Annotated in this window: 27 protein-coding genes; 13 read left to right on the top strand and 14 right to left on the bottom strand. The window is 58.6% G+C overall.

From position 1 onward, the window contains the following. Nucleotides 1-2: 2 nt before the first annotated feature. On the top strand, nt 3-1,250 hold the full coding sequence (locus tag BLL42_RS01685) for a c-type cytochrome (protein ID WP_071550500.1): 1,248 nt from the start codon (nt 3-5) through the stop codon (nt 1,248-1,250). Between the two features lies 1 nt (nt 1,251). Beyond that, nucleotides 1,252-2,223 carry an XdhC family protein gene (locus BLL42_RS01680; protein ID WP_071550499.1) on the top strand — a complete coding sequence of 324 codons (972 nt, stop codon included), beginning with the start codon at nt 1,252-1,254 and terminating at the stop codon, nt 2,221-2,223. Nucleotides 2,224-2,301: 78 nt separating this feature from the next. Here BLL42_RS01680 and BLL42_RS01675 read toward each other — a convergent pair whose 3' ends face one another. The 6 genes from BLL42_RS01675 to BLL42_RS01650 form a co-directional block, all read right to left on the bottom strand. Beyond that, nucleotides 2,302-2,532: a hypothetical protein gene (locus tag BLL42_RS01675; RefSeq protein WP_071550498.1), complete on the bottom strand. Its 231-nt coding sequence runs from the start codon at nt 2,530-2,532 to the stop codon at nt 2,302-2,304. Nucleotides 2,533-2,682: 150 nt separating this feature from the next. Next, nucleotides 2,683-2,907 carry a hypothetical protein gene (locus BLL42_RS01670; RefSeq protein ID WP_071550497.1) on the bottom strand — a complete coding sequence of 75 codons (225 nt, stop codon included), beginning with the start codon at nt 2,905-2,907 and terminating at the stop codon, nt 2,683-2,685. Nucleotides 2,908-2,992: 85 nt separating this feature from the next. Then, the gene (modC, locus tag BLL42_RS01665; RefSeq protein WP_071550496.1) at nt 2,993-4,081 is read right to left on the bottom strand and encodes a molybdenum ABC transporter ATP-binding protein; all 1,089 of its coding nucleotides are present in this window, start codon (nt 4,079-4,081) and stop codon (nt 2,993-2,995) included. 3 nt (nt 4,082-4,084) lie between these two features. Then, the gene (gene modB, locus BLL42_RS01660; protein WP_071550495.1) at nt 4,085-4,765 is read right to left on the bottom strand and encodes a molybdate ABC transporter permease subunit; all 681 of its coding nucleotides are present in this window, start codon (nt 4,763-4,765) and stop codon (nt 4,085-4,087) included. After that, on the bottom strand, nt 4,766-5,533 hold the full coding sequence (gene modA, locus BLL42_RS01655; RefSeq protein ID WP_071550494.1) for a molybdate ABC transporter substrate-binding protein: 768 nt from the start codon (nt 5,531-5,533) through the stop codon (nt 4,766-4,768). Between the two features lie 221 nt (nt 5,534-5,754). Then, nucleotides 5,755-6,819 carry an NAD(P)H-dependent flavin oxidoreductase gene (locus tag BLL42_RS01650; RefSeq protein WP_071550493.1) on the bottom strand — a complete coding sequence of 355 codons (1,065 nt, stop codon included), beginning with the start codon at nt 6,817-6,819 and terminating at the stop codon, nt 5,755-5,757. Nucleotides 6,820-7,071: 252 nt separating this feature from the next. Here BLL42_RS01650 and BLL42_RS01645 point away from each other — a divergent pair, with 252 nt between their 5' ends. Beyond that, nucleotides 7,072-7,530 carry a GyrI-like domain-containing protein gene (locus tag BLL42_RS01645; RefSeq protein WP_071550492.1) on the top strand — a complete coding sequence of 153 codons (459 nt, stop codon included), beginning with the start codon at nt 7,072-7,074 and terminating at the stop codon, nt 7,528-7,530. On the opposite strand, the gene ada is transcribed toward BLL42_RS01645, so the two are convergent. The 5 genes from ada to BLL42_RS01625 all read right to left on the bottom strand — a co-directional run bounded on the left by ada (nt 7,527) and on the right by BLL42_RS01625 (nt 10,758). Further along, entirely contained in the window at nt 7,527-8,588 is a 1,062-nt protein-coding gene (ada, locus tag BLL42_RS01640; protein WP_129586921.1) for a bifunctional DNA-binding transcriptional regulator/O6-methylguanine-DNA methyltransferase Ada, read from the bottom strand. The two genes, BLL42_RS01645 and ada, sit on opposite strands and share 4 nt — an antisense overlap. Nucleotides 8,589-8,694: 106 nt before the next feature. Further along, nucleotides 8,695-9,372 carry a DNA oxidative demethylase AlkB gene (gene alkB, locus BLL42_RS01635; RefSeq protein WP_071550490.1) on the bottom strand — a complete coding sequence of 226 codons (678 nt, stop codon included), beginning with the start codon at nt 9,370-9,372 and terminating at the stop codon, nt 8,695-8,697. Next, nucleotides 9,362-10,078 carry a 2OG-Fe(II) oxygenase gene (locus tag BLL42_RS01630; protein ID WP_071555671.1) on the bottom strand — a complete coding sequence of 239 codons (717 nt, stop codon included), beginning with the start codon at nt 10,076-10,078 and terminating at the stop codon, nt 9,362-9,364. The genes alkB and BLL42_RS01630 overlap by 11 nt, the downstream gene beginning before the upstream one ends. Nucleotides 10,079-10,249: 171 nt before the next feature. Further along, nucleotides 10,250-10,420, bottom strand: coding sequence for a hypothetical protein (locus BLL42_RS30165; RefSeq protein ID WP_167368522.1), 171 nt, complete (start codon nt 10,418-10,420; stop codon nt 10,250-10,252). A gap of 35 nt (nt 10,421-10,455) precedes the next feature. Continuing rightward, nucleotides 10,456-10,758, bottom strand: coding sequence for a DUF1883 domain-containing protein (locus tag BLL42_RS01625; protein WP_019690029.1), 303 nt, complete (start codon nt 10,756-10,758; stop codon nt 10,456-10,458). Here BLL42_RS01625 and BLL42_RS30160 point away from each other — a divergent pair. From BLL42_RS30160 to BLL42_RS01600, 5 genes are all read left to right on the top strand, one after another. Further along, complete coding sequence (locus BLL42_RS30160; RefSeq protein ID WP_071550489.1) at nt 10,757-10,972, top strand: hypothetical protein; 216 nt, start codon at nt 10,757-10,759, stop codon at nt 10,970-10,972. The two genes, BLL42_RS01625 and BLL42_RS30160, sit on opposite strands and share 2 nt — an antisense overlap. Further along, nucleotides 10,969-11,319, top strand: a complete 351-nt coding sequence (locus BLL42_RS01615) for a hypothetical protein (RefSeq protein ID WP_071550488.1) — start codon at nt 10,969-10,971, stop codon at nt 11,317-11,319. The genes BLL42_RS30160 and BLL42_RS01615 overlap by 4 nt, the downstream gene beginning before the upstream one ends. Before the next feature lie 243 nt (nt 11,320-11,562). Further along, a complete protein-coding gene (locus BLL42_RS01610; protein WP_071550487.1) occupies nt 11,563-12,210 on the top strand; it encodes a c-type cytochrome in 648 nt (215 codons plus the stop codon). A 68-nt stretch (nt 12,211-12,278) separates the two neighbouring features. Next, nucleotides 12,279-13,130, top strand: coding sequence for a c-type cytochrome (locus BLL42_RS01605; RefSeq protein WP_408004042.1), 852 nt, complete (start codon nt 12,279-12,281; stop codon nt 13,128-13,130). 69 nt (nt 13,131-13,199) lie between these two features. Then, nucleotides 13,200-13,430, top strand: coding sequence for a hypothetical protein (locus tag BLL42_RS01600; protein WP_071550485.1), 231 nt, complete (start codon nt 13,200-13,202; stop codon nt 13,428-13,430). A 21-nt stretch (nt 13,431-13,451) separates the two neighbouring features. On the opposite strand, the gene BLL42_RS01595 is transcribed toward BLL42_RS01600, so the two are convergent. After that, complete coding sequence (locus BLL42_RS01595) at nt 13,452-13,733, bottom strand: hypothetical protein (protein WP_071550484.1); 282 nt, start codon at nt 13,731-13,733, stop codon at nt 13,452-13,454. A 142-nt stretch (nt 13,734-13,875) separates the two neighbouring features. Beyond that, the gene (locus tag BLL42_RS01590) at nt 13,876-14,064 is read right to left on the bottom strand and encodes a hypothetical protein (protein WP_071550483.1); all 189 of its coding nucleotides are present in this window, start codon (nt 14,062-14,064) and stop codon (nt 13,876-13,878) included. Nucleotides 14,065-14,319: 255 nt separating this feature from the next. On the opposite strand from BLL42_RS01590, the gene galU reads away from it, so the two are divergent. The 5 genes from galU (at nt 14,320) to ahpF (ending at nt 21,220) form a co-directional block, all read left to right on the top strand. Then, entirely contained in the window at nt 14,320-15,159 is an 840-nt protein-coding gene (galU, locus tag BLL42_RS01585; RefSeq protein WP_019690034.1) for a UTP--glucose-1-phosphate uridylyltransferase GalU, read from the top strand. Between the two features lie 480 nt (nt 15,160-15,639). Further along, a complete protein-coding gene (gene ltrA / locus BLL42_RS01580) occupies nt 15,640-17,061 on the top strand; it encodes a group II intron reverse transcriptase/maturase (protein ID WP_071550482.1) in 1,422 nt (473 codons plus the stop codon). A gap of 148 nt (nt 17,062-17,209) precedes the next feature. Next, on the top strand, nt 17,210-18,568 hold the full coding sequence (gene gorA / locus BLL42_RS01575; protein ID WP_071550481.1) for a glutathione-disulfide reductase: 1,359 nt from the start codon (nt 17,210-17,212) through the stop codon (nt 18,566-18,568). Nucleotides 18,569-18,811: 243 nt separating this feature from the next. After that, on the top strand, nt 18,812-19,375 hold the full coding sequence (gene ahpC / locus BLL42_RS01570; RefSeq protein ID WP_071550480.1) for an alkyl hydroperoxide reductase subunit C: 564 nt from the start codon (nt 18,812-18,814) through the stop codon (nt 19,373-19,375). A gap of 282 nt (nt 19,376-19,657) precedes the next feature. Next, the gene (gene ahpF / locus BLL42_RS01565; protein ID WP_071550479.1) at nt 19,658-21,220 is read left to right on the top strand and encodes an alkyl hydroperoxide reductase subunit F; all 1,563 of its coding nucleotides are present in this window, start codon (nt 19,658-19,660) and stop codon (nt 21,218-21,220) included. 146 nt (nt 21,221-21,366) lie between these two features. On the opposite strand, the gene gloA is transcribed toward ahpF, so the two are convergent. Then, entirely contained in the window at nt 21,367-21,888 is a 522-nt protein-coding gene (gene gloA / locus BLL42_RS01560; protein WP_071550478.1) for a lactoylglutathione lyase, read from the bottom strand. Nucleotides 21,889-22,080: the final 192 nt, after the last annotated feature.

Raw genomic sequence — 22,080 nt, 5'->3', positions numbered from 1 at the left:
GCATGAAGCGACTACTTTCCGGCCTTGGCGCTGCGGTTGGTCTGGCCGTTTCGCTGATGGCGACCCAGCAGGCCCAGGCCGCCGATCAGCCACAGATCAAGCGCGGTGAATACCTGGCACGGGCGGCGGACTGCATGGCTTGCCACACCGCACCCGGTGGCGCGCCCTATGCCGGCGGCCTGCCGATCGTTTCACCGTTTGGCACGATTTACGGCAGCAACATCACCCCGGACAAGGATCACGGCATTGGTCTGTACAGCGACGACGAGTTCTTCGCTGCGTTGACCGAAGGCAAGCGTCGTGACGGCGCCAACCTGTATCCGGCGATGCCGTACACCTCGTATCACTTGATGCCGCGTGAAGACTCCGATGCGATCCACGCGTACCTGCAGACGGTCGCGCCGATCAACCGTGCCGCACCGGTCACCCGCCTGAGCTTCCCGTTCAACGTGCGTCTGGGGTTGACAGGCTGGAACATGCTCTACGGCAAGGACGTGAAACTGGCGACGGCTGATGGCAAAAGTGAAGACTGGAAACGCGGCCAATACCTGGTCGATGTACTCGGTCACTGTGGTGAATGCCACACGCCGCGTGGCTTGCCCGGCGCGATGCAGCAAGACAAACGCATGACCGGCGGCCTGCTCAATGGCTATTTGGCGCCAAGCTTGCTCACCAACGATCTGGCGGCACGCGGCTGGACGCATCAGGACCTGAGCTCTTTCCTCAAGCACGGTATGAGCGCCCAGGGCACGATGTTCAACGAGATGTTCCCGGTGTTCCATAACAGCACCCAGAACCTCAATGACCCGGACCTGGCGGCCATGGCGACTTTCCTGCTCGGCGACCAACCACCACCGGCGAAGGTGCTGAGCGAAGTGCCGCTGGCGAAAATGACCGAGAGTGCCCAGCGTGGCCGTCAGGATTACCTGAACGTTTGCGCCGGTTGCCATGGTGCCAATGGCGAAGGCAAGCCGCACATCGCGGTGGCGATGCAAGGCAACACCACGCTGCGCCTGGAAGATCCGCGCAACCTGTTGCGGGTGATCGAAGACGGCATTGGCGAACAGAAGTTTGCCGGTTTCGAGCGCATGCAACCGATGCCGGGTTTTGCTGATAAATTGAGCCAGCAACAAACGACCGACCTGATCAACTACTTGCGTCAGGCCTGGGGTGGTCAACCGACTGATCTGCTGATCAGTCAGATCGAGCAGTTGAAGGCGGATATCCCCGCTGAGCACAAGGCACACTGATATGCAGCATCTTGACCTGCAAGTGGTTCGGCGAGCGTTGGCCTGGTCCAACGCTGGTCAGCGTGTGTGGCTCTGCAGTGTGCTCGGCACCTACGGTTCGGCGCCCCGTGCGCCGGGCTCGATGCTGGCGGTCAACGACAGCGGCCATTGGATTGGTTCGCTGTCGGGCGGCTGTGTCGAAGAGGACTTTCTTGAGCGCATGGCCGAAGGGGCGTTCCTCGATGCCGTTTCGGTGGTGCGCTACGGCGAAGGCGACGACCCGCGCTCCCAGGTGAAACTGCCCTGCGGCGGGTTGCTCGACGTGCTGGTGGAAAAGCTTGAGCCTGACGGTGAGGTGCAAGCCCATTTGCGCGAGCTGGAGTCCGCATTGCTGGGCCAGCGTCGCTTGATTCGTGAAGTCGATCTGGCCAGCGGTGCACGCAGCCTGCTGGTTGATCGTGAACATGGGCCGCGTATCGAGCGAGAAATTGATCGGGTGCGTTTGCGCGTCGGTGCGGCCCAACGCTTGTTACTCGCCGGTTATTCCAGCGTGGCACAGGCGTGTGCCGAGTTCGCGGTTGGCCTGGGTTTCGAGGTGATTCTGTGCGATCCGCGTGATGAGGTCCTCGACGGTGTGGTCCTTGAGAACGTGGAGATTCGTCGCGAGTTGCCGTCGATGTTCATCGCCGACGGTGGCTGTCACAGCGATACGGCGGTGGTGGCGCTGACACATGATCCGCGCATCGACGACCTGGCCATGATGGAAGCGGTGCGCACCGAGGCGTTTTACATCGGTGTAATGGGCTCGATGCAAACCTCGCAAAAGCGCTTTGAGCGTTTACGGCGTATCGGTGGTTTGGACGAGGCTGAGCTGGCACGTATTCACGCGCCCATCGGGCTTAATCTGGGCAGCAAGACACCGGCGGAAATCGCCTTGGCGGTGCTCGCCGATATTCTGCGTATTCGCAGCGGTATTGCGCGGGATCGGCTCTGAGAAACACCCTGTCGGTGGCGCGCCGATCCTGAGCGAGTCCCGGCTTCAGCTGGCTTGAGCGTAGGGGCCGGGACTTGTTTACCGGAATCGAGGCAGTGGCCGGTCGATGGGTTTGAGTGATGTCAGCGCATTCTGAATCAGCGGCGCATCTTTCTCGATGTCTTGCAGACGGTCGCGAATTTTCATCGCGGTGGGGTGGCCGCCATGGATGTCGACCCAGTCGGCGATTTCCTTGCAGGCCGCCGCCAAGCGCGCCTGACGCGAGTCGAGCAGGGTCAATAATGTGGTGATGGACTCTTTTTCGGACATGAGAAGCACCTCCCTATCAGAGAAGCTTTTGATCGAGCAACAAAACGCTCGCCGGGAGCGAGCGTTTGCCGATGAGGTCGCCGATCCTTCAGCTGAAATCAGTATAGACCCAGAAAACCAATTGCAGAGGAGCCGCTTCACGTCTGCGTTTCAGACTTTACGCGAGCCCCGCGAACTGGCGGCATTGAGCCGTCGACACTCACGCATGGCATCTTCAATACGCTCATAACCGTCGCCGATAAAACCGCCGCCGGTGCGGGTATCGGCGATCCGGTACCAGATCGCCGCAATCGGCTGTTGCTGAGACACTTCACCCGCCCGGCGACCCTGGACGCTGATCTTGTTGCAACGTTTCACAACGAAAATGTCTTCCATGGCATCACCGAACTTCAATCGTGTTCACATCAACTATAGAAGCAAGTTGAAAAGGCGCAAAAAGGCTCTCGTGCTGTTCGTCGCCTTACGCGAGGACCGCCACCGCCTTGATCTGCGCCCACAGTTGCTGACCTGGATGCAGCTTCAAGTGATCGCGGGAATAGCGGGTAATGCGCGCCAGCAATGGCGTTCCGGCAGCATCCAGGCGCACCAGCACATGGGCGGCGTTGTCTGCGGAAATTTCGCTGGTCACCGTCACTGGCAGGCGATTGAGGATACTGCTGTGCTCGCCGCCCTGAAGACTCAGGCTGACGTCGCGAGCCTGGACCTTGAAGCGCAGCAATTTGCCCACGGCCAAAGGCGAATGCGCGACCCGCACGTTCAATGGGCTGTGGGGCAGTTGCAGGGTCAGCAGTTGGTAATGGGCGTCGTAGTCCGTCACCTGACCTTCGATCACCACGCCGGCGTCGTCACCCAATGCCAGCGGCAGGTCGAGCCGCGCAAGGGTTTCGCCGACAGGACCGCTGGCCAGGACCTTGCCGTAGCTGAGCAAGACAATGTGGTCGGCCAGTCGCGCGACTTCATCCTGCGAGTGGCTGACGTACAACACCGGGATTTCCAGTTCGTCGTGCAGCCGTTCGAGGTACGGCAGGATCTCGCTTTTGCGCTGTGAATCCAGCGCGGCCAGCGGCTCGTCCATCAACAGCAGCTTAGGGCTGGTGAGTAACGCTCGGGCAATACCGACCCGTTGGCGCTCACCGCCCGAGAGGTGTTGTGGATGACGGTCGAGCAAGTGGCCGATTCCCAGCAGTTCGGTGGCGTGGGCCATGTCGACCCGGCGTTGCTGGCGTGGAATGCGCCGCAGGCCAAACTCCAGATTGGCCTGCACCGACAGATGGGGAAACAGGCTGGCCTCCTGAAACACGTAACCCAGCGCCCGTTTGTGCGGGGCGACAAACAGCTTTTTGCTGCTGTCCTGCCAGACTTCGTCATTGATCTGGACGAAGCCTTGCCCGGCTCTTTCCAGGCCGGCGATGCAGCGCAGGCAGGTGGTTTTGCCCGAACCGGAATGGCCGTATAGCGCAGTCACGCCTCGGCCGGGCAGGTTCAGGTCGACGTCCAGGGAAAAATCCGGATAGCTCAGTTGCAGGCGAGCGTGAATCGTTGAGGCCATTGATCAGCTCCAGCCGGCTTTGGTTGTGCGGCTGGAGTACAGCGCCAGCAAGACCAGGAATGAGAACACCAGCATCGCCCCGGCCAGCCAGTGGGCCTGGGCGTACTCCATGGCTTCGACATGATCGTAGATCTGCACCGACACCACCCGGGTTTTGTCCGGGATATTACCGCCGATCATCAGCACCACCCCGAACTCACCGACGGTGTGGGCGAAGCCGAGAATGGCCGCGGTGATAAAGCCTGGCCTGGCCAACGGCAAGATCACGCTGAAAAAAGTGTCCCAAGGGTTGGCGCGCAAGGTGGCGGCCACTTCCAGCGGACGCGTGCCAATCGCCGAGAAGGCGTTCTGCAATGGCTGGATGACAAAGGGCATCGAGTAGATCACCGAGCCGATCACCAGCCCTGCAAAACTGAACGTCAGCGTGCCCAACCCAAGTGTTTGGGTGAACTGGCCGATGACCCCGTTAGGGCCGAGGGTCAGCAGCAGATAGAAGCCGATTACCGTTGGCGGTAACACCAGGGGCAGGGCGACGATTGCGCCGATCGGGCCGCGCAACCACGAGCGGGTGCGCGACAGCCATAACGCAATCGGAGTGCCGATGACCAGCAGGATGACCGTCGTCAGGGACGCCAGTTTGAGGGTCAGCCAGATGGCGGAAAAGTCGGCACTCGATAGCGTCATTTAGAGTTGATAACCGTAGGACTTGATGATGGCAGCCGCTTTAGGCCCCTTGAGGTAGGTGACCAGTGCCTTGGCGGCCGGGTTGTCTTTGCCTTTGTTGAGGATCACGGCGTCTTGTTTGATCGGGTCGTGCATGTCGGCTGGAACGATCCACGCCGAGCCGCCGGTGACTTTGCCGTCTTTATAGATCTGCGACAAGGCGACGAAGCCTATTTCAGCATTGCCGGTGGAGACGAACTGGTAGGCCTGGGTGATGTTCTGGCCTTCGACGATCTTGTCCTTGACCTTGTCGGTCAGGCCCAGTTTGGCCAACACCTGGGTGGCCGCGAGGCCGTAAGGGGCGGCTTTCGGGTTGGCGATCGACAGGTGCTGATATTTGTTGTCGGTGAGCACTTTGCCTTTGGCGTCAACATAACCGTCCTTGGCCGACCACAGTGCCAAGGTGCCGATGGCGTAGGTGAAACGCGAACCTTTGACCGTGTCGCCTTCGCTCTCGAGTTTTTGCGGAGTGGCGTCGTCAGCCGACAGGAACACTTCGAACGGTGCACCGTTTTTGATCTGGGTGTAGAACTGGCCCGTGGCGCCATAGACTGCGACCAGTTTGTGTCCGGTGTCTTTTTCGAAGTCGGCGGCAATGGCCTGGATCGGTGCGGTGAAGTTAGCCGCGACCGCAACCTGGACTTCGTCGGCGTGGGCTGAGCCCAACGCAAACACGGCGAGCAAGGATGCCAGGCAAGTGGGGGCAAAACGTGAGGCACGAATAGTCATGAAGCGGCTCCGAGGTGCAAGTGAAGTGGGCAGTTTGTTGTTGTCAGTCGACTGCGCCGGGGCTGAGGCAAAAACGCTATATATCGGAATATATAGCGAATTGGCGACGAACGGAACTCACAGGCTGTTTTCGCGCAAAAATTGTATACAATTTTTAAGCCGCGCCAGCAGGGCGCTGTTTGATCAGACGCAGAGCGTGGTAACGATCAATCGAACGGTATTTAGCGGCGGGACATCAAGGCCAGCGCCTCGTCGGCCAGGCGGCGGGTCAATTCTGCGGTCGGTAATTCAATCCCAAGTCGCAGCGCTTGCCCGGCCCAGAGGTTGCTGAAATCCGCTTCACCCTTGGCGCGCAGCGGCATCAGCGCGCCGCCGGCCATCGGGAAGGCTGGGGCAGCGGGGCTGATCGGGCCGAGTTCACGCATGACCCGATTGAGAATTCCCCGTGCCGGACGCCCGGTGAAGATGTTGGTCAGCGCTGTCTCGCTTTCCTTGGCGCTGCGCAGTGCCCGGTGATGGGAGGCACTGACCTTGGCCTCTGGAGTAAACAAGTAGGCGGTGCCCAGCAGCACTGCCGAGGCGCCCAAGGCGAAGGCGGCGACAATCCCGCGCGCATCGCCAATCCCGCCAGCGGCGATCACCGGTACGCTCACGGCATCGACCATTTGCGGCACCAGCGCAAAGGTGCCGACCTGACTGCTCAGGTCGTTGCTGAGAAACATTCCGCGATGGCCTCCGGCCTCGTAACCCATGGCGATAATCGCGTCGCAGCCATGCTGTTCCAGCCAGATCGCCTCATCGACGGTGGTCGCCGAAGACAGGACTTTCGCGCCTGTGGCTTTGACCCGATCGAGCAGGGATTTTTCCGGTAGGCCGAAGTGAAAACTCACCACTTCCGGGCAGAACTCTTCGACCACCGCGCAGGCGGCGGCATCGAACGGCGCACGATTGGAAACCGGGGTCGGTGCGTCGAAGTCAGCGCCCAATTCGCGGTAATACGGTTCCAGCAGATTTTTCCATTGCCGGGCGCGTTGCTCGTCGGCCATCGGTGGTTGATGGCAGAAGAAGTTCACATTGAACGGGTGCTGGCTGTGTTGGCGGATGACGTTCAACTCGGCGCGCAACTGTTCGATGCTCAGCATGGCGGCGGGCATTGAACCCAGGGCACCGGCATTGCTGGCCGCAATGACCATGGCCGATCCGGTGGCTCCGGCCATGGGCGCCTGGATGATCGGTAATTCGATGCCGAGCAGATCAAGAATGCGCGTGTCAGGCCACGGGTTCATCGGGATGCTCTCCTCATGACAAGAGTCGGTTTTGTAGCAGGCGTCAGCGTCACAAGACCAGTGGCCTTTAGGCGCAGATGCCGAGTGCAACAAAGCGTAGCCTTCGGTTGTGACATTGCTTGTGGCTTTTTTGTGCGGTGATTGACTCGGTCGGTAGCCACACCCTGGCACAACGCTTGTGCCAGCACCCGGGCCAAGGCATTGTGGCCGCTTGTGGTGGATGTGAATCGTTAACGACGGAGGCGTTGTTCCATGGATTTTAAGCAACTTGAGATTTCGCCATTCCGCGTGTCGGGACTGCGTGTACGTACGCTCAACAGCGCTGAACAGCAGGCAACTACCGCCAGAATCGGTCCGATGTGGCAGCGATTTTTTGTCGATGGGCTGTTTGACAAAATTGCCAATAAAAAACCGGATTCACCGGCTTACGGGGTGTACTCCAGCTATGAGTCCGATGCCTCCGGGGCTTTCGATGTGATGGCCGGGGTGGCGGTCAGTGAAGCCGCCCCCGGTTATGAAACCATTGAGGTACAGGGCGGCCAGTACCTGGTTTTCGAGGCGAAGGGGGCGATGCCGGGCGGTGTCATCGAGGCGTGGGGCAGAGTCTGGGCGTATTTTGAGGCCAATCCGCAGGTCAAACGCCGATTTGCCACCGACTTCGAGGCCTATACCGGCCCTGAGTCAGTGGCAGTACACATCGGCATTTTCTAAGGCTGGGTTTCACGCGCAAGCAGTTGACGCTTGCGCTCCACGCCCCAGCGATAGCCCGAGAGACCGCCGTCACTGCGCACCACCCGATGGCAGGGAATAGCCACCGCGAGGCTGTTGGCACCGCAGGCCTGGGCCACGGCACGGAACGCTTTTGGCGCGCCGATGCGCTGGGCAATGTCGGCGTAGCTGGCGGTGCTGCCCGCCGGAATATCTCGCAGCGCCATCCACACCCGCTCCTGAAACGCCGTGCCGCGCACATCCAGCGGCAGGTCCAGGCCAAGCGCTGGGGCTTCGATGAAACCCACCACCTTGGCAATCAACTGCTCGAACTCATGGTCAGCGCCAATCAGGTTGGCTTGGCGGAACCGGTCTTGCAGGTCGCAGACCAGTGCGTGGGGATCATCCCCCAAAAGGATCGCGCACACCCCGCGTTGACTTTGTGCCACCAGAATCGCCCCCAGCGAACATTGGCCGACGGCAAAGCGGATATCGGTGTTTTGGCCCGCGGCGCGGTAGTCGCTGGGCTTCATGCCAAGCAGATGGTCAGCGGACTCGTAGAAACGGCTGTTGGAATTGAAGCCTGCGTCATACAGCGCGTCGGTCACCGAGCTGGCGACTTCCAGGCGTTCACGAACCCTGCGTGAGCGCTGTGCGGTGGCGTAGCCCTTGGGCGTCAGGCCGGTGACTGCCTTGAACACCCGGTGAAAGTGGAAGGCACTCATTCGTGCGGTCTCTGCCAGCGCGTTCAAGCTGGGCACCGTCTCGGCGGACTCGATCTGCCGACAGGCTGCGGCGACCAGTGTGGCGTGTTGTGCGGCGAGATGGGTCTGGTCCGTTGCTGCGCGTTTGCTCGGGCGATAACCGGCAGCCTGAGCCTGTTCCTCAGTGTCGAAAAACTCGACGTTTTCCGGTTTCGGCAGCCGTGCCAGGCTGCTGGGGCGGCAGTAGATTCCGGTGGTTTTCACCGCGTAGACAAACTGACCGTCAGCACGCGAGTCGCGAGCCAGCACGGCGGACCAACGGGGATCTTGCTCAGTGGTGTGTTTGGCAGTGGTCATGGGCATTACCCGTAAAAGTTTCAGTTCAGCCTAGGCTCTGTACGAAAACTGCCTGGCGAGTGTGGGCGGTGAAGACACTCCGGTGCTTGCGGTCAAATTCCGGGTTTCATCCCGCGGTGCGGAACGTGAAGTTGATCCGCTGTCCGCCCAGTTGTGGGTGATAGCCATCCTTGAGCGGCAACACGCCGTGGTAACGCAAGCGATCCACGCCGCCCCACACCACGATGTCTCCGTGAAACAGCGGCACTCGCTGACTCTTGTCATTACGCTCAAAGCCACCGAACAGAAACATCGCCGGCAGGCCGAGGGATACCGAAACAATGGGTGGATCGTAGGAGCGTTCATCCTTGTCCTGATGCAACGACATCCTGGCGCCCGGCAGATAACGGTTGATCAGGCAGGCATCGGGCTCAAAGTGATGGAAACCGGCTTCTCGTGCTGCCGCCTGTGCCAATTCACTAAAGACCTCGGGCATCGCCGGCCAAGGTTGGCCGCTGACGGGATCAATGCGAGTGTAGCGATAGCCGCTGCGATCGGTGGTCCAGCCCAGCGTGCCACAACTGCTCAAGCCGACAGACAGGGTGAAACCGCCGGGGGTCACCATCTGCCGAAACGGTGCGGCCAATAAAATCTTCTCCAGCACCGGTAGCAATTGCTCCACCCAGGGCAGGGCGAAACCTCGGAGAACGAAAGACTGTTCGCCGATTTGCTCGGTTCTGGCCGGTTGTTGATCGTCATCGGCTAACAGGTCGAAGGTCGTTGGCGGCATCGCTTTACTGCGCATCGTGAAAGATCACTCCAAGGGTATGCCGTTTGCCGCTGTGCAGGCGACTGACACCGTGACGCACGTTCACCCGGTAATCGCCGCGAACACCTTTGACCGGGCGCTGATGCACGGCAAAGATCAGCGCATCGCCTTTTTCGAGGCTCATCACCATGGGCCGTGATTGCACCCGTGGGCGCTGCTCGGTGAGCACGAATTCGCCGCCGGTAAAGTCTTCACCGGGTGCGGACAGCAAAATCGCCACTTGCAGCGGGAACACATGCTCGCCATACAGATCCTGATGCAAGCAGTTGTAGTCCTGCGGACCATATTGCAGCAACAGCGGCGTAGGGCGCTCTTGTCCTGCGTCATGACAGCGTTGCAGAAACGCCGCGTGCTCCATGGGAAAGCGGGTGGGCAAGTCCATCCGTTCATTCCAGCGATTGGCCCGCGGCACAAGCCTTGGGTACAGCGTGCTGCGCAGGCGAGCAATGATATCTGGCAGCGGGTATCTGAAATACTGGTACTCGCCGCGCCCGAAACCATGCCGCGCCATTATCACTTGCGAGCGAAAAAGCGTGGGCTGAGCGTAGAGTGCGCTGAGGTCTTCACAGTGTTCAGGGCTCAGCAGTCCTTTGATTGTCGCGCAGCCGTCCCGGTCGAGGTCTTGCTCCAGGGTGAGCCAGTCCAGTGCGTTGATGCGCGAGGTCAGAGGCTGTTCGCCCATTGCACAGACACCGTCGATATGACGCGCTATCGAGGTGTGGTGCGGCGAAGAAATGGACATGTTCCGGCTCCTGAACTCAAGGTTGAGGAGTGCCAGTCTAGGGAGCTCAAGGGGGGGCGACACTCCGGTGCTTGCGGTCGAACTCCGGAGTGGCTGCCGAGCGTATCGGCGTTACAGCGCTTTGCTGACGCTGATATCGCTGATGATGTCTGACGTTTCACCATGAATGGCGGTGAGCGCGGCCTTGGCCTCTGCTTCAGTGCCATTTTCAAGCTGGGCGAACTCGAAGCGGCGCTCGCCGTTGAATTTGTACTTGATGACGTATTTAGTCGTTTGGGCCACGGTCGTACCTGTTTGTCGCTGTGCGGGCCGAGGTCTCAGCTGAGTTTCGAACTGGACCGGCGGATGATTTTGATCGAGTGAGTCAGCGTCGGTTTGCGGGTCACGCTGATCGGCCGACGGTTGACCGTGTCGATAGTAATGTTCCAGAAACCGGTGCTTGGCGCGGTGATTTTCGCCGGGAAGGTGTCGAATGCGCCGCCGTGGTAGGTGTGGCGGCCGCCATTCTTGAAGCTGCGAAAATTGGCGTCGTTCATCAAGCGGATGTTGCACATTTGGGAGCATTGAATGACGACGATGTCATCTTCGTTGAGGTGCTCGCGCTGGTGGATAAATTTCATGGTGGCGCCTCCAGAAGGGCTTTTTCTACAAAATCAAAACGATAGCATGGGCGATGGCGCAGTTTATCAGCCCGAACGGTTTATTATTGGGCTACCGCTGGGCGCTTTGACAATAAAAACAGCTATTCGGGTTTTTATGGGTGATAAAGCAGCGGTCTCCGGAGAAAAACAGTATTTGTGCTGTCGGAGGGTCTTTATCGGAGGTTTTGTATGAGACGGGGCGTTTTAGTGCTGGTGTTGGCGATGAGTGGTTGTGCGACAGTCTCGGACATTAGTCAGACGCTGCCGACCATGAATGTGATTTCGGGGAAAAAGCCTCAAGCGTACGCCAACTGCGTGGCCGCCAAGTTGGCCAAGACCCGCGGAGCGCTCCAGATGGAACCGCATAAGGATGGCGTGCGGGTGATTGTTCCCGGGAAATTGTCCGCAGGCCCTGCTGCGGTATTTGACATCGAAGAGCGATCTGGCGGTAGCAGTATCAAGCTTCACGAGAGCATGTCCAATGTGCCGTTTCGGCCTGGAGATATCGGTAATGCCGCCAATGAGTGCATTTCCGGTTAAGACCTGTTCGCCTGCACACGACACTATTTACGCAAAGCCCGGCTCGGTACCTGTTCAAGGTCCGGGGCCGGGCTTTTTCGTCCCCGCAGAGTGACTCACTCGATTGCCTGGGGTGAAACTCCCAACCCTCTGGTTTCGCCATCTCGTACTGACGCCCGCATTGTGACGGGCAGAACAATCACCTACTCTTTGTATGCTTATGCTGAATAAGTCTAAGCCTATAACTAGAAAAGGGAGTTCGAGATGGTTTTCAACCGGATTGTGTTGAGCAGCGTGATGCTCATTGCCGTAAGCGGCGCCCATGCCGCAGACGGACAGAAAATATTTACTCAGGGCGGTGCGCAGCCGGGTGCGACGGCTTGTTTTGCTTGCCACGGTGGCGACGGCATGGGTATGCCGGCAGCCGGTTTTCCGCGACTGGCGGGGTTGTCTGCGGGGTATCTGAGCAAACAACTGGAGGACTTCAGAAGCGGTTCACGCGTCAGCGCGGTGATGCAGCCATTGGCGAAAGCCTTGGCCGAAGATGAAATTCAAGCGGTTTCCAGCGCCTTGGCGGCCATGCCAGCCCCCAAATCGCCACTCATCACGCGTAATGAATCGCCCAAAAGCCCCGGTGAAAAACTGGCGCTGCGTGGTGCCTGGGATCGTCAGATTCCAGAGTGCGTGATGTGTCATGGCCCCGGCGGTGTTGGCGTCGGCGTCGCGTTTCCACCCTTGGTCGCTCAACCTGCCAGTTATCTGGTGGCGCAATTAAACGCTTGGCGTGACGGAACCCGCCACAACGATCCCAATGACCTGATGGGACACATTGCCAAGTCCCTGACCTCGGATGAAATCAATGCGGTGGCCGACTATTTCTCGACACTGGGCAATCAGGAGGTCAAGCCATGAAATCTCGTCATGTTGTGCCACTGGCTTTTGCGCTGTTGAGCCTCCACGTTGATGCCGCATCGACCGTCATGGACGACCAATCCGAACTGCAAACCCCGGCACCTGCCGCAGGTCATGCCCAATATTTCCAACCACCGACCGAGCATGAATTACCGGATAACGCTTTTGGCAAACTGGTCCGGCAAGGCTACAGCTTGTTTGTCGACACCAAACGCCAGGCACCAGAGTTTGTCGGTAACGGACTCAATTGCAGCAATTGCCACCTCGATCAAGGGCGTTTGGCCAATTCCGCGCCACTGTGGGGGGCTTATCCACTGTACCCGGCGTATCGCAAGAAGAACGACAAGGTGAATACCTTTGCCGAGCGCCTGCAAGGTTGTTTCCAGTACAGCATGAACGGCAAGCCGCCAGCGGCGGACAGCCCGGAGATCACCGCCTTGTCGGTGTATTCCTATTGGCTGGCAAGCAAGGCGCCTATTGGTGTCGAGCTACCGGGGCGCGGTTACCCTGAGGTGGCGAAACCGGCCAAGGGATACGACATTGCTCAAGGCGAGCAGGTCTACAAGACGCAATGTGCGATTTGCCATGGTGACGCCGGACAAGGGCAAAAAGTCGGCCAGGACTATGTGATGCCGCCGCTGTGGGGGAAGGACTCCTACAACTGGGGCGCCGGTATGCATCGGATCAATACGGCGGCTTCGTTCATCAAATACAACATGCCGCTGGGTAAAGCGCAGACCTTGAGCGATCAGCAGGCCTGGGACGTTGCAGCGTTCATCAACAGCCATGAGCGCCCTCAGGATCCGCGGCTGATCGACGGCTCCATTGAGAAAACCCGGGTGAAGTTCCACGCCAACGATGGGGTCAATCTGTACGGACAAACGGTTAATGGCGTGCTGATGGGGCAAGGCATCCGATAAACTGTCGTCCATCGACACAATGCCGTCCGGGTTCGCGCTTTGGCGGCATTGTCATTTCTGGAGTGGTCAATGAAGCGAGAGCAAGTAAGAGAGCGGCATGCAGAGGGGCACATTTCTGCGACCCATGTGATTCAAAACCCGGCAAACTCCGGTGAATGGATTGTGTTCTTCAAGAAAAGTGCGGGGCGCAGCTTTTTCCTGGTGGATGAAAACGACGAGGTCGAATCATTCGCTCGGCTGGACGATTTGATCGAGACAGTGCGTGGCCTCGGGATCAAATTCGCCGAAATTCACATGTAACGGCCCACAGCGTCTTGCCGGTTACTTGCACACGACAACGACACTGCGGCTCTTGAAGTTGCCAACGTCGACACCCAGGGTCTTGTCGCTTTCCTTGGTGGTTGGCGAGCCTTCGGTGCCGATGATCCGATAGCCGGTTCCAGCGCAGGAAGCATCAGCCATTTCATAGCATTTGGCCCAGGAATTGGCTTCCCCCGAGCAGTCGATTGACAGGCCTTGTTCGCCGTTATCCAGATAGGTTTTGGAGGCCGTGGCGCAACCGCTCAAGGCCAACACCGCAATCAGAGCCAGATATTTTTTCATGTGAGGGTCGTCATCGAGTGGAAAGGGCGTAACGGGCACGGGTCACCCTGCAGCGAGATGCTATAGCGAACAGCCTTTTCGGTACAGATAGACGCCCAAAAGCCCTGCGCGTTGGCGGCAGGGCTCTTTTGCGGCGCAGGTGTTACTCAGGCTTGGCGCCGCGCCGCTTGGGTGCCGGAGGGGTGTCTTGCAGCACCGAGGCTACCTCGATCGCCATTGCTTCAGAAGGGAAAGGCCCGGCGATGTTTTCGCCACTGGCGCTGTCGACCCACCATTGGCCATCTTTGGCCTGATTGATCAGGTAACCGTTTACGCTTTTTGCTGCCGACATCTATCTGCCTCGTTGGCTGGTTCAATCGCGCAATGATAACTGGAAAAGTGCCTGGGCGCGTTCACTGGTCTAAAGTGAAGTCTTTGCGTTGTTCGATACGCGTTAGCCTGGAGGCTAATCTGCGTCGCTGCGGAACTATCCGCGGGAATATTTCTCTATGATGGCATCGGTTAGCCAGCGCGGGGCATTGTAAGGTGCTCGCCGCCTGATTAGACTGCGCCGAAACTCGTACACACAGCCCTTTTAAGGACTTTTATGATCAAGAAATGCTTGTTCCCAGCAGCCGGTTACGGTACTCGCTTCCTGCCAGCGACTAAAGCCATGCCTAAAGAAATGCTGCCGGTGGTGAACAAGCCACTGATCCAGTACGGCGTTGAAGAAGCACTGGACGCTGGTTTGACAGAAATTTCCATCGTTACCGGTCGTGGCAAGCGCGCCCTGGAAGACCACTTCGACATCAGCTACGAGCTGGAAAACCAGATCAAAGGTACTGACAAAGAGAAGTACCTGGTCGGCATCCGCAAGCTGCTCGACGAGTGCTCGTTCTCCTACACCCGTCAAACCGAAATGAAAGGCCTGGGTCACGCGATTCTGACCGGTCGTCCGTTGATCGGTGATGAACCGTTCGCGGTCGTGCTGGCGGACGACTTGTGCGTCAACCTGGATGGCGACGGTGTACTGACCCAAATGGTCAAACTGTACAAACAGTACCGTTGCACCATCGTTGCGATCCAGGAAGTCGACCCGCAGGAAACCCACAAATACGGCGTAATCGCTGGCGACTTGATCGGTGATGACCTGTACCGCGTCCGTAACATGGTCGAGAAGCCAAAGCCGGAAGATGCTCCTTCCAATCTGGCGATCATTGGTCGTTACATTCTGACGCCGGACATCTTCAAGTTGATCGAAGAAACCGAGCCGGGCAAAGGCGGCGAGATTCAGATCACCGACGCCCTGATGAAACAGGCGCAAGACGGTTGCGTGATTGCCTACAAGTTCAAAGGCACGCGTTTCGACTGCGGTGGCGCTGAAGGCTACATCGAAGCGACCAACTTCTGCTTCGAACACTTCTACAAGACGGGCAAGGCTTACTAAAAGCGCTTCGCTGTTTTGTTCTGAAAAGCCACCTTCGGGTGGCTTTTTCGTTTGTGCGCCAGGCATGGCGCGTTGCGCGTAAGCGCAATCAGCTTGGCTGTGGTGGTCTTGCTGGTGACTTGGAAGTGAAAGTCTTCTACACACCCGGCAAGGGGAAGTGTTAGCCAGAGGCAAGGGTGTCGCGGGCGACTGCGAATCTGAAGGAAGCCCGAGGCAAACTGCTGGCCTGACGAACAGGAAGCGGATAGAGGCGGCGCAGTGGGGTAAGGGGGCAAACTTCCTCAAAGCCCAATACTTGCACGGGACGCTGCGACGTAGATCCGACAGGCATAAGCAGGAAGGTCGCGCGAATTACCCTGGGAGATCTGCACGTTTGCCACTGTGCTACCGAGCGTCGAGAGGCGACGGGATGAGCGTGCAGAAGTCAGCCGAAGCCGTAGTAAGTGGCGGTTAACCGCGCCACCAAGGGCTGAACAAGTTATGCCGCTAGTAGGTGTCAAAGTCTCGTTGAATACCGAAATGCAGAAACTTCTCCCAGAGAAGACTGTTACTCCGAGTCCCGGACAGAATCCGAGGATGACGGCTGACAGCGCACAGGTATCGACGGCGTCTGTGACGTGGACGAACGCGGAGCCGGACATGCTGATGGAGCGGGTGCTTGCACCCGCCAACCTCAGGCGTGCGTATCAGCGCGTGGTCAGCAACAAGGGCGCACCGGGTGCCGATGGCATGACGGTCGACCAACTGGCGGACTACGTGAAACAGTATTGGCCGATCCTCAAGGCGAGGTTGCTGGCCGGCGAGTATCACCCACAGGGTGTACGCGCCGTCGATATCCCCAAACCCAAAGGCGGGACAAGACAACTGGGTATCCCCAGCGTCGTGGATCGTCTGATCCAACAGGCTTTGCTGCAACAACTCACGCCGATCTTCGACCCGCTGTTCTCGGACTACAGTTACGGTTTTCGTCCGGGCAGAAGCGCCCACCAAGCCATCGAAACAGCCCGTGCCCATGTGGCGGCGGGTCACCGCTGGTGCGTGGAACTCGATCTGGAGAAGTTCTTTGACCGGGTCAGCCACGATGTTTTGATGGCCTATGTGCAGCGTCAGGTTGAAGACCGGCGGGTATTAGCGCTGATCCGTCGCTATCTCGAGGCCGGCGTGATGTCGGGCGGGATCGCCGGCCGACGGCAGGAAGGGACGCCGCAAGGCGGCCCGCTCTCGCCGTTGCTGTCGAATATCTTGCTCAACGAACTTGACCGTGAGCTGGAGCGGCGAGGTCATCGCTTCGTGCGTTATGCCGATGATGCGAACATTTATGTGCGCAGTCAGCGGGCTGGTGCGCGAGTGATGGCCGGTGTCGAGCGCTTTCTGAGCCAGCGTCTGAAATTGACGCTTAATGGGGCAAAGAGTCGCGTGGCAAGGCCTTGGGTCTGTGATTATCTGGGCTACGGGATGAGCTGGCACCAACGACCGAGGCTGAGAGTAGCGACGATGAGTCTGAGTCGCTTACGTGACCGACTCAGAGAACTACTGCGCGGAGCGCGGGGTCGCAAGATGGCATCTGTCATTGAGCGAATAAACCCTGTACTGCGTGGCTGGGCAGGTTATTTCAAGCTAAGCCAGAGCAAGCGGCCCCTTGAGGAGTTGGATGGTTGGGTGCGTCGTAAGCTGCGCTGCGCCATATGGCGTCAATGGAAGCGGCCCTCAACAAGGGCTCGTAACCTGATACGCCTAGGGCTCAGCAGGCACCGCGCCTGCATATCGGCGTTCAATGGCCGAGGCCCATGGTGGAGTTCCGGTGCTGCGCATTTGAATCACGTGCTACCGAAGAAACTGTGGGATCGGTATGGACTGGTCTCAATACTGGATGCAATCAACCGGCTTAATCGCATAATTTGAACCGCCGTATACGGATTCGTACGTACGGTGGTGTGAGAGGACGGCGGCTGTGAAGCCGCCTCCTACTCGATTCCGGCCCCATGTCATTCGCAGCGCTGACCGAGAAAGCTGCAGCGGGTATGCTTGTGGCCCGCCGAGGAGATTGAAAATGGCCTACGATTTTGACCTTTATGTGATTGGCGCCGGTTCCGGCGGTGTACGAGCAGCACGCTTCGCTGCAGGTTTTGGCGCGAAAGTGGCAGTAGCCGAGAGCCGCTATCTGGGCGGGACTTGCGTTAACGTTGGCTGCGTGCCGAAGAAATTGTTGGTTTACGGGGCGCATTTTGCCGAAGACTTCGAGCAGTCGCAGGGCTTTGGCTGGTCGTTGGGCGAGGCGAATTTCGATTGGGCAACGCTGATTGCCAACAAGGATCGCGAAATCAATCGGCTGAATGGTATCTACCGCAATCTGTTGGTCGGAAGCGGCGTAACCTTGCACGAAGGTCACGCCAAAATCGTTGGCCCGCATGAGGTCGAGATCAACGGCGGGCGCCATACCGCCAAGCATATTCTGATTGCCACGGGCGGCTGGCCGCAGATCCCCGAGATTCCGGGGCATGAGCACGCCATCAGCTCCAATCAGGCATTTTTCCTCAAAGAACTGCCCAAGCGCGTTCTGGTGGTCGGCGGCGGCTATATCGCCGTAGAGTTCGCCGGGATCTTCCACGGGCTGGGTGCTGAAACCACCTTGTTGTATCGCGGTGAGCTGTTCCTGCGCGGTTTCGACGGTGCAGTGCGCAAGCATTTGCAGGAAGAGCTGACCAAGCGCGGGATGAATCTGCAATTCAATGCCGACATCGAGCGCATAGAAAAGCAGGCCGACGGCAGTTTGAACGTGACCCTCAAGGATGGTCGCGAACTGCAGGCGGACTGTGTGTTCTACGCTACGGGTCGTCGTCCAATGGTCGACAACCTGGGGTTGGAGAACACCAGGGTCACGCTCGACAAGAAGGGTTTTGTCGAAGTCGATGAGCAGTATCAAACCGCTGAGCCATCAATTCTGGCGATTGGCGATGTGATCGGTCGCGTACAGTTGACGCCCGTAGCCCTGGCTGAAGGCATGGCAGTGGCGCGTCGGTTGTTCAAGCCTGAGCAGTATCGTCTGGTCGACTACAAGATGATTCCCACGGCCGTATTCAGCTTGCCGAACATTGGCACCGTTGGCCTGAGTGAAGAGCAGGCCAGGGAAGAAGGCTATGAGGTGCAGATTTTCGAAAGCCGTTTCCGGCCAATGAAGCTGACCATGACCGAGAGCCAGGAGCGCACGTTGATGAAATTGGTGGTGGACGGCAAGACCGACAAGGTTTTGGGTTGCCACATGGTTGGCCCGGAAGCGGGCGAGATCGTTCAGGGCCTGGCGATTGCCTTGAAGGCCGGCGCCACCAAGCGCGATTTCGACGAAACCATCGGCGTGCATCCTACCGCTGCCGAAGAGTTCGTCACTATGCGCACGCCGGTAGCGGGTTAATCGTCCTTCAACATCCCTGAAGCGGTGTCTGGCTCTGCGTTAATCGCGAGGGCCAGCCCGTTTCTCAGGGATGGCCCGGAACGCTGAAAAGGCTGTCGGCGATTAGATACGATTTTCTTCTATTAATAGTGTTGGCTAATAGCGAAAACCAATCAGCAGCATCAGGTTTGCCAATGAGCCATCAGGCGACCGGGTAGGTAGGATTCACTCCATCAACTTTTCAACCCTGACGGAGAGTCAACGATGCCTATCATCAACAGCCCAGTAAAACCGTTCAACGCTACCGCCTACAAAAACGGCAACTTCGTCGAAGTGTCGGACGCCGATCTGAAAGGCAAATGGTCTGTCGTGTTCTTCTACCCGGCCGACTTCACCTTCGTTTGCCCAACCGAGCTGGAAGACCTGGCTGACAACTACGATGCGTTCCAGAAGCTGGGCGTTGAAATCTACAGCGTGTCGACCGACACCCACTTTGCCCACGCTGCCTGGCACAACACGTCGCCTGCGATCGGCAAAATCAAGTACACCATGATTGGTGACCCGACCCACGTGATCTCCCGCAACTTCGACGTGTTGATCGAAGAAGTCGGTCTGGCTGACCGCGGCACCTTCGTGATCAACCCGGAAGGCCAGATCAAAATCGTCGAACTGAACGACGGCGGCGTTGGCCGTGACGCTTCCGAGCTGCTGCGCAAAATCAAGGCTGCTCAGTATGTCGCTGCTCACCCGGGCGAAGTGTGCCCAGCCAAGTGGAAAGAAGGCGAGGCCACCCTGGCTCCGTCCCTGGACCTGGTCGGCAAGATCTAAGTCTGTGAGTCGATTGAGGGCGATGAGCTCTTAAACACGTAAACACCATCGCCCCAAAAAACGCCTGGGCGAGTTGGTCGCCTGTGTGGCGAGTTCTGTTAGTCAATTTCGGCGCCGGCAGTCCATATCCTGCGTTGCCGCTCCTCCCCATAGCGGGCTATGAGTCGTCGCGGCGCCTTGGCTCTGGACTTCCGGCATCCGAACTTGATCTAACGAACTCGCCGTACAGGCGACAGCCCGGGCGTTGTTTTTTCTACCGTATTCAAAATGGAAATCGCCCGTATGTTGGACGCCAATCTTAAAGCTCAGTTGAAGTCATACCTGGAACGGGTCACCCAGCCGATCGAGATCGTCGCCTCCCTCGACGACGGTGCGAAATCCCAGGAAATGCTCGCGTTACTCAAAGACGTTGCCAGTCTTTCCCAGCACATTACCTTGCTCGACAACGGTACCGATGTGCGTAAGCCATCGTTCTCGTTGAACCGCCCGGGAAGTGATATCAGCCTGCGTTTCGCCGGTATCCCCATGGGCCACGAATTCACTTCGTTGGTGCTGGCCTTGCTGCAAGTCGGCGGTCACCCTTCAAAGGCCAGTGTCGAGGTGATCGAACAGATCCGCTCGCTCAAAGGCGAGTTCAACTTCGAGACCTACTTCTCGCTGTCGTGCCAGAACTGCCCGGACGTGGTTCAGGCGTTGAATCTGATGGCGGTGCTCAACCCGAACATCCGTCACGTCGCCATCGACGGTGCGTTGTTCCAGGACGAAGTCACTGAGCGTCAGATCATGGCGGTGCCAAGCGTTTACCTGAACGGCGTTAATTTCGGTCAGGGCCGTATGGGCCTGGAAGAAATCATCGCCAAGATCGACACCCGCGCCATCGAGCGCCAGGCCGAGAAAATAAACGCCAAAGAAACCTTTGACGTGCTGGTTGTCGGTGGTGGCCCGGCCGGTGCTTCGGCGGCGATCTACGCGGCCCGTAAAGGCATTCGTACCGGCGTTGCGGCCGAGCGTTTTGGTGGTCAGGTGCTGGACACCATGGCCATCGAAAACTTCATCTCGGTACAAGAGACTGAAGGGCCGAAGCTGGCTGTTGCACTGGAAGAACACGTCAAGCAATACGACGTCGACATCATGAACCTGCAGCGCGCCGACACGTTGCTGCCGGGCAAGAACGGCGAGTTGCACGAGATCAAATTCGCCAGTGGCGCTTCGCTCAAGGCCAGGACCGTGATCCTTGCGACCGGTGCTCGCTGGCGTGAAATGAACGTCCCGGGCGAGCAGCAATATCGCAACAAGGGCGTGGCGTACTGCCCGCACTGCGACGGCCCGCTGTTCAAAGGCAAGCGCGTTGCGGTGATCGGTGGCGGTAACTCGGGTGTGGAAGCGGCCATCGACCTGGCCGGTATTGTCGCCCACGTGACCCTGCTGGAGTTCGACGTGCAGTTGCGTGCCGATGCGGTGTTGCAACGCAAGTTGCACAGCCTGCCGAACGTGACGGTGATCACCCATGCGCAAACCACTGAAGTGACCGGCGACGGTCAGAAGGTCAACGGCTTGCGTTACAAGGATCGTCAGTCAGGCGAAGTGCTGAGTGTAGAGCTGGAAGGGATCTTCGTGCAGATCGGTTTGTTGCCTAATACCGATTGGCTCAAAGGCACCGTCGAGCTGTCGCCGCGCGGCGAAATCATCGTCGACAACCGTGGTGAGACTTCGATACCAGGTGTGTTTGCTGCCGGTGACGTCACGACCGTGCCATACAAGCAGATCGTGATTGCAGTAGGCGAGGGTGCCAAGGCATCGTTGAGTGCTTTCGATCATCTGATTCGCACGTCTGCCCCGGCATAAACCTCAACGCTGAAAGCACAAAACCCCATGAGCGATCATGGGGTTTTTTATATATGGATCAAAAGATCGTCCGAACGCGGCCCGAGCCTGCGGCAGCTCCTACGCCGAATCAAGCTCTGTAGGAGCTGGCGAAGCCTGCGATCTTTTTACAGCGGTGCCGGCTGAATGATTTCAACCCAGTACGCGTCCGGGTCCTTGATGAAGGCCAGGCTCTTCATGCGGCCGTCGTTCAGGCGCTTCTGGAAATCGCAGCCCAGGGCTTCGAAGCGCTCGCATGCGGCACGAATGTCCGGTACGGAGATGCAGATATGGCCGAAACCGCGAGGGTCGGCGTTGCCATTGTGGTAGGCGAAATCCGCATCGTTCTCGGTGCCGTGGTTGTGCGTCAGCTCAAGAATGCCGGGAATCGATTTCATCCACTGGGTGCGTGCAGCGGCGTCGGCCGGGATCTGGTTTTTATCGACCAGCGCCAGGAAGTACAGGCTGAACTCGGCTTCCGGAAAGTCGCGCTTTTCCACCAGCGTAAAGCCGAGGATGCGCGTGTAGAAGTCCAGGGATTTGGTGATGTCCTTGACCCGCAACATGGTGTGGTTGAAGACGAATTGCTGCGTGGCAGTGTCAGGTTGGGCGGTAACGCCGGGGAACGTGTTCAGTTCGTGCAGGCTCATGGGCCCTCCGGGAAATAAGTGGGGCAAACGGCGCTCCAGATAAGAGCTGTCCCTTGGCTTGCAGTTGATTGGGCTTCCTTGCGGTACGCCAATAATACGCAAGGGGCGCGCATTGCGCCAAAGCAAAACCTTCGGCTATTGCCTGGTGGCGTGGCTGGGCTCAAACTTTAACGTTCACCCCGTCAGTGTTGA

The sequence above is a fragment of the Pseudomonas frederiksbergensis genome (assembly GCF_001874645.1).
GTDB classification, from domain to species: Bacteria; Pseudomonadota; Gammaproteobacteria; order Pseudomonadales; family Pseudomonadaceae; genus Aquipseudomonas; species Aquipseudomonas frederiksbergensis_B.
Note: the sequence above shows the minus strand (reverse complement) of the source record. Positions and strands in the feature narration are given on the sequence as shown.

Excerpts from the sequence above, each read along its gene's own strand:
- BLL42_RS01685 (WP_071550500.1), top strand. The coding sequence starts at position 3 with ATGAAGCGACTACTTTCCGGCCTTGGCGCTGCGGTTGGTCTGGCCGTT.
- BLL42_RS01680 (WP_071550499.1), top strand. The coding sequence starts at position 1,252 with ATGCAGCATCTTGACCTGCAAGTGGTTCGGCGAGCGTTGGCCTGGTCC.
- BLL42_RS01675 (WP_071550498.1), bottom strand. The coding sequence starts at position 2,532 with ATGTCCGAAAAAGAGTCCATCACCACATTATTGACCCTGCTCGACTCG.
- BLL42_RS01670 (WP_071550497.1), bottom strand. The coding sequence starts at position 2,907 with ATGGAAGACATTTTCGTTGTGAAACGTTGCAACAAGATCAGCGTCCAG.
- modC (WP_071550496.1), bottom strand. The coding sequence starts at position 4,081 with ATGGCCTCAACGATTCACGCTCGCCTGCAACTGAGCTATCCGGATTTT.
- modB (WP_071550495.1), bottom strand. The coding sequence starts at position 4,765 with ATGACGCTATCGAGTGCCGACTTTTCCGCCATCTGGCTGACCCTCAAA.
- modA (WP_071550494.1), bottom strand. The coding sequence starts at position 5,533 with ATGACTATTCGTGCCTCACGTTTTGCCCCCACTTGCCTGGCATCCTTG.
- BLL42_RS01650 (WP_071550493.1), bottom strand. The coding sequence starts at position 6,819 with ATGAACCCGTGGCCTGACACGCGCATTCTTGATCTGCTCGGCATCGAA.
- BLL42_RS01645 (WP_071550492.1), top strand. The coding sequence starts at position 7,072 with ATGGATTTTAAGCAACTTGAGATTTCGCCATTCCGCGTGTCGGGACTG.
- ada (WP_129586921.1), bottom strand. The coding sequence starts at position 8,588 with ATGACCACTGCCAAACACACCACTGAGCAAGATCCCCGTTGGTCCGCC.
- alkB (WP_071550490.1), bottom strand. The coding sequence starts at position 9,372 with ATGCGCAGTAAAGCGATGCCGCCAACGACCTTCGACCTGTTAGCCGAT.
- BLL42_RS01630 (WP_071555671.1), bottom strand. The coding sequence starts at position 10,078 with ATGGGCGAACAGCCTCTGACCTCGCGCATCAACGCACTGGACTGGCTC.
- BLL42_RS30160 (WP_071550489.1), top strand. The coding sequence starts at position 10,757 with ATGGTGGCGCCTCCAGAAGGGCTTTTTCTACAAAATCAAAACGATAGC.
- BLL42_RS01625 (WP_019690029.1), bottom strand. The coding sequence starts at position 10,758 with ATGAAATTTATCCACCAGCGCGAGCACCTCAACGAAGATGACATCGTC.
- BLL42_RS01615 (WP_071550488.1), top strand. The coding sequence starts at position 10,969 with ATGAGACGGGGCGTTTTAGTGCTGGTGTTGGCGATGAGTGGTTGTGCG.
- BLL42_RS01610 (WP_071550487.1), top strand. The coding sequence starts at position 11,563 with ATGGTTTTCAACCGGATTGTGTTGAGCAGCGTGATGCTCATTGCCGTA.
- BLL42_RS01605 (WP_408004042.1), top strand. The coding sequence starts at position 12,279 with ATGGACGACCAATCCGAACTGCAAACCCCGGCACCTGCCGCAGGTCAT.
- BLL42_RS01600 (WP_071550485.1), top strand. The coding sequence starts at position 13,200 with ATGAAGCGAGAGCAAGTAAGAGAGCGGCATGCAGAGGGGCACATTTCT.
- BLL42_RS01595 (WP_071550484.1), bottom strand. The coding sequence starts at position 13,733 with ATGAAAAAATATCTGGCTCTGATTGCGGTGTTGGCCTTGAGCGGTTGC.
- BLL42_RS01590 (WP_071550483.1), bottom strand. The coding sequence starts at position 14,064 with ATGTCGGCAGCAAAAAGCGTAAACGGTTACCTGATCAATCAGGCCAAA.
- galU (WP_019690034.1), top strand. The coding sequence starts at position 14,320 with ATGATCAAGAAATGCTTGTTCCCAGCAGCCGGTTACGGTACTCGCTTC.
- ltrA (WP_071550482.1), top strand. The coding sequence starts at position 15,640 with ATGCCGCTAGTAGGTGTCAAAGTCTCGTTGAATACCGAAATGCAGAAA.
- gorA (WP_071550481.1), top strand. The coding sequence starts at position 17,210 with ATGGCCTACGATTTTGACCTTTATGTGATTGGCGCCGGTTCCGGCGGT.
- ahpC (WP_071550480.1), top strand. The coding sequence starts at position 18,812 with ATGCCTATCATCAACAGCCCAGTAAAACCGTTCAACGCTACCGCCTAC.
- ahpF (WP_071550479.1), top strand. The coding sequence starts at position 19,658 with ATGTTGGACGCCAATCTTAAAGCTCAGTTGAAGTCATACCTGGAACGG.
- gloA (WP_071550478.1), bottom strand. The coding sequence starts at position 21,888 with ATGAGCCTGCACGAACTGAACACGTTCCCCGGCGTTACCGCCCAACCT.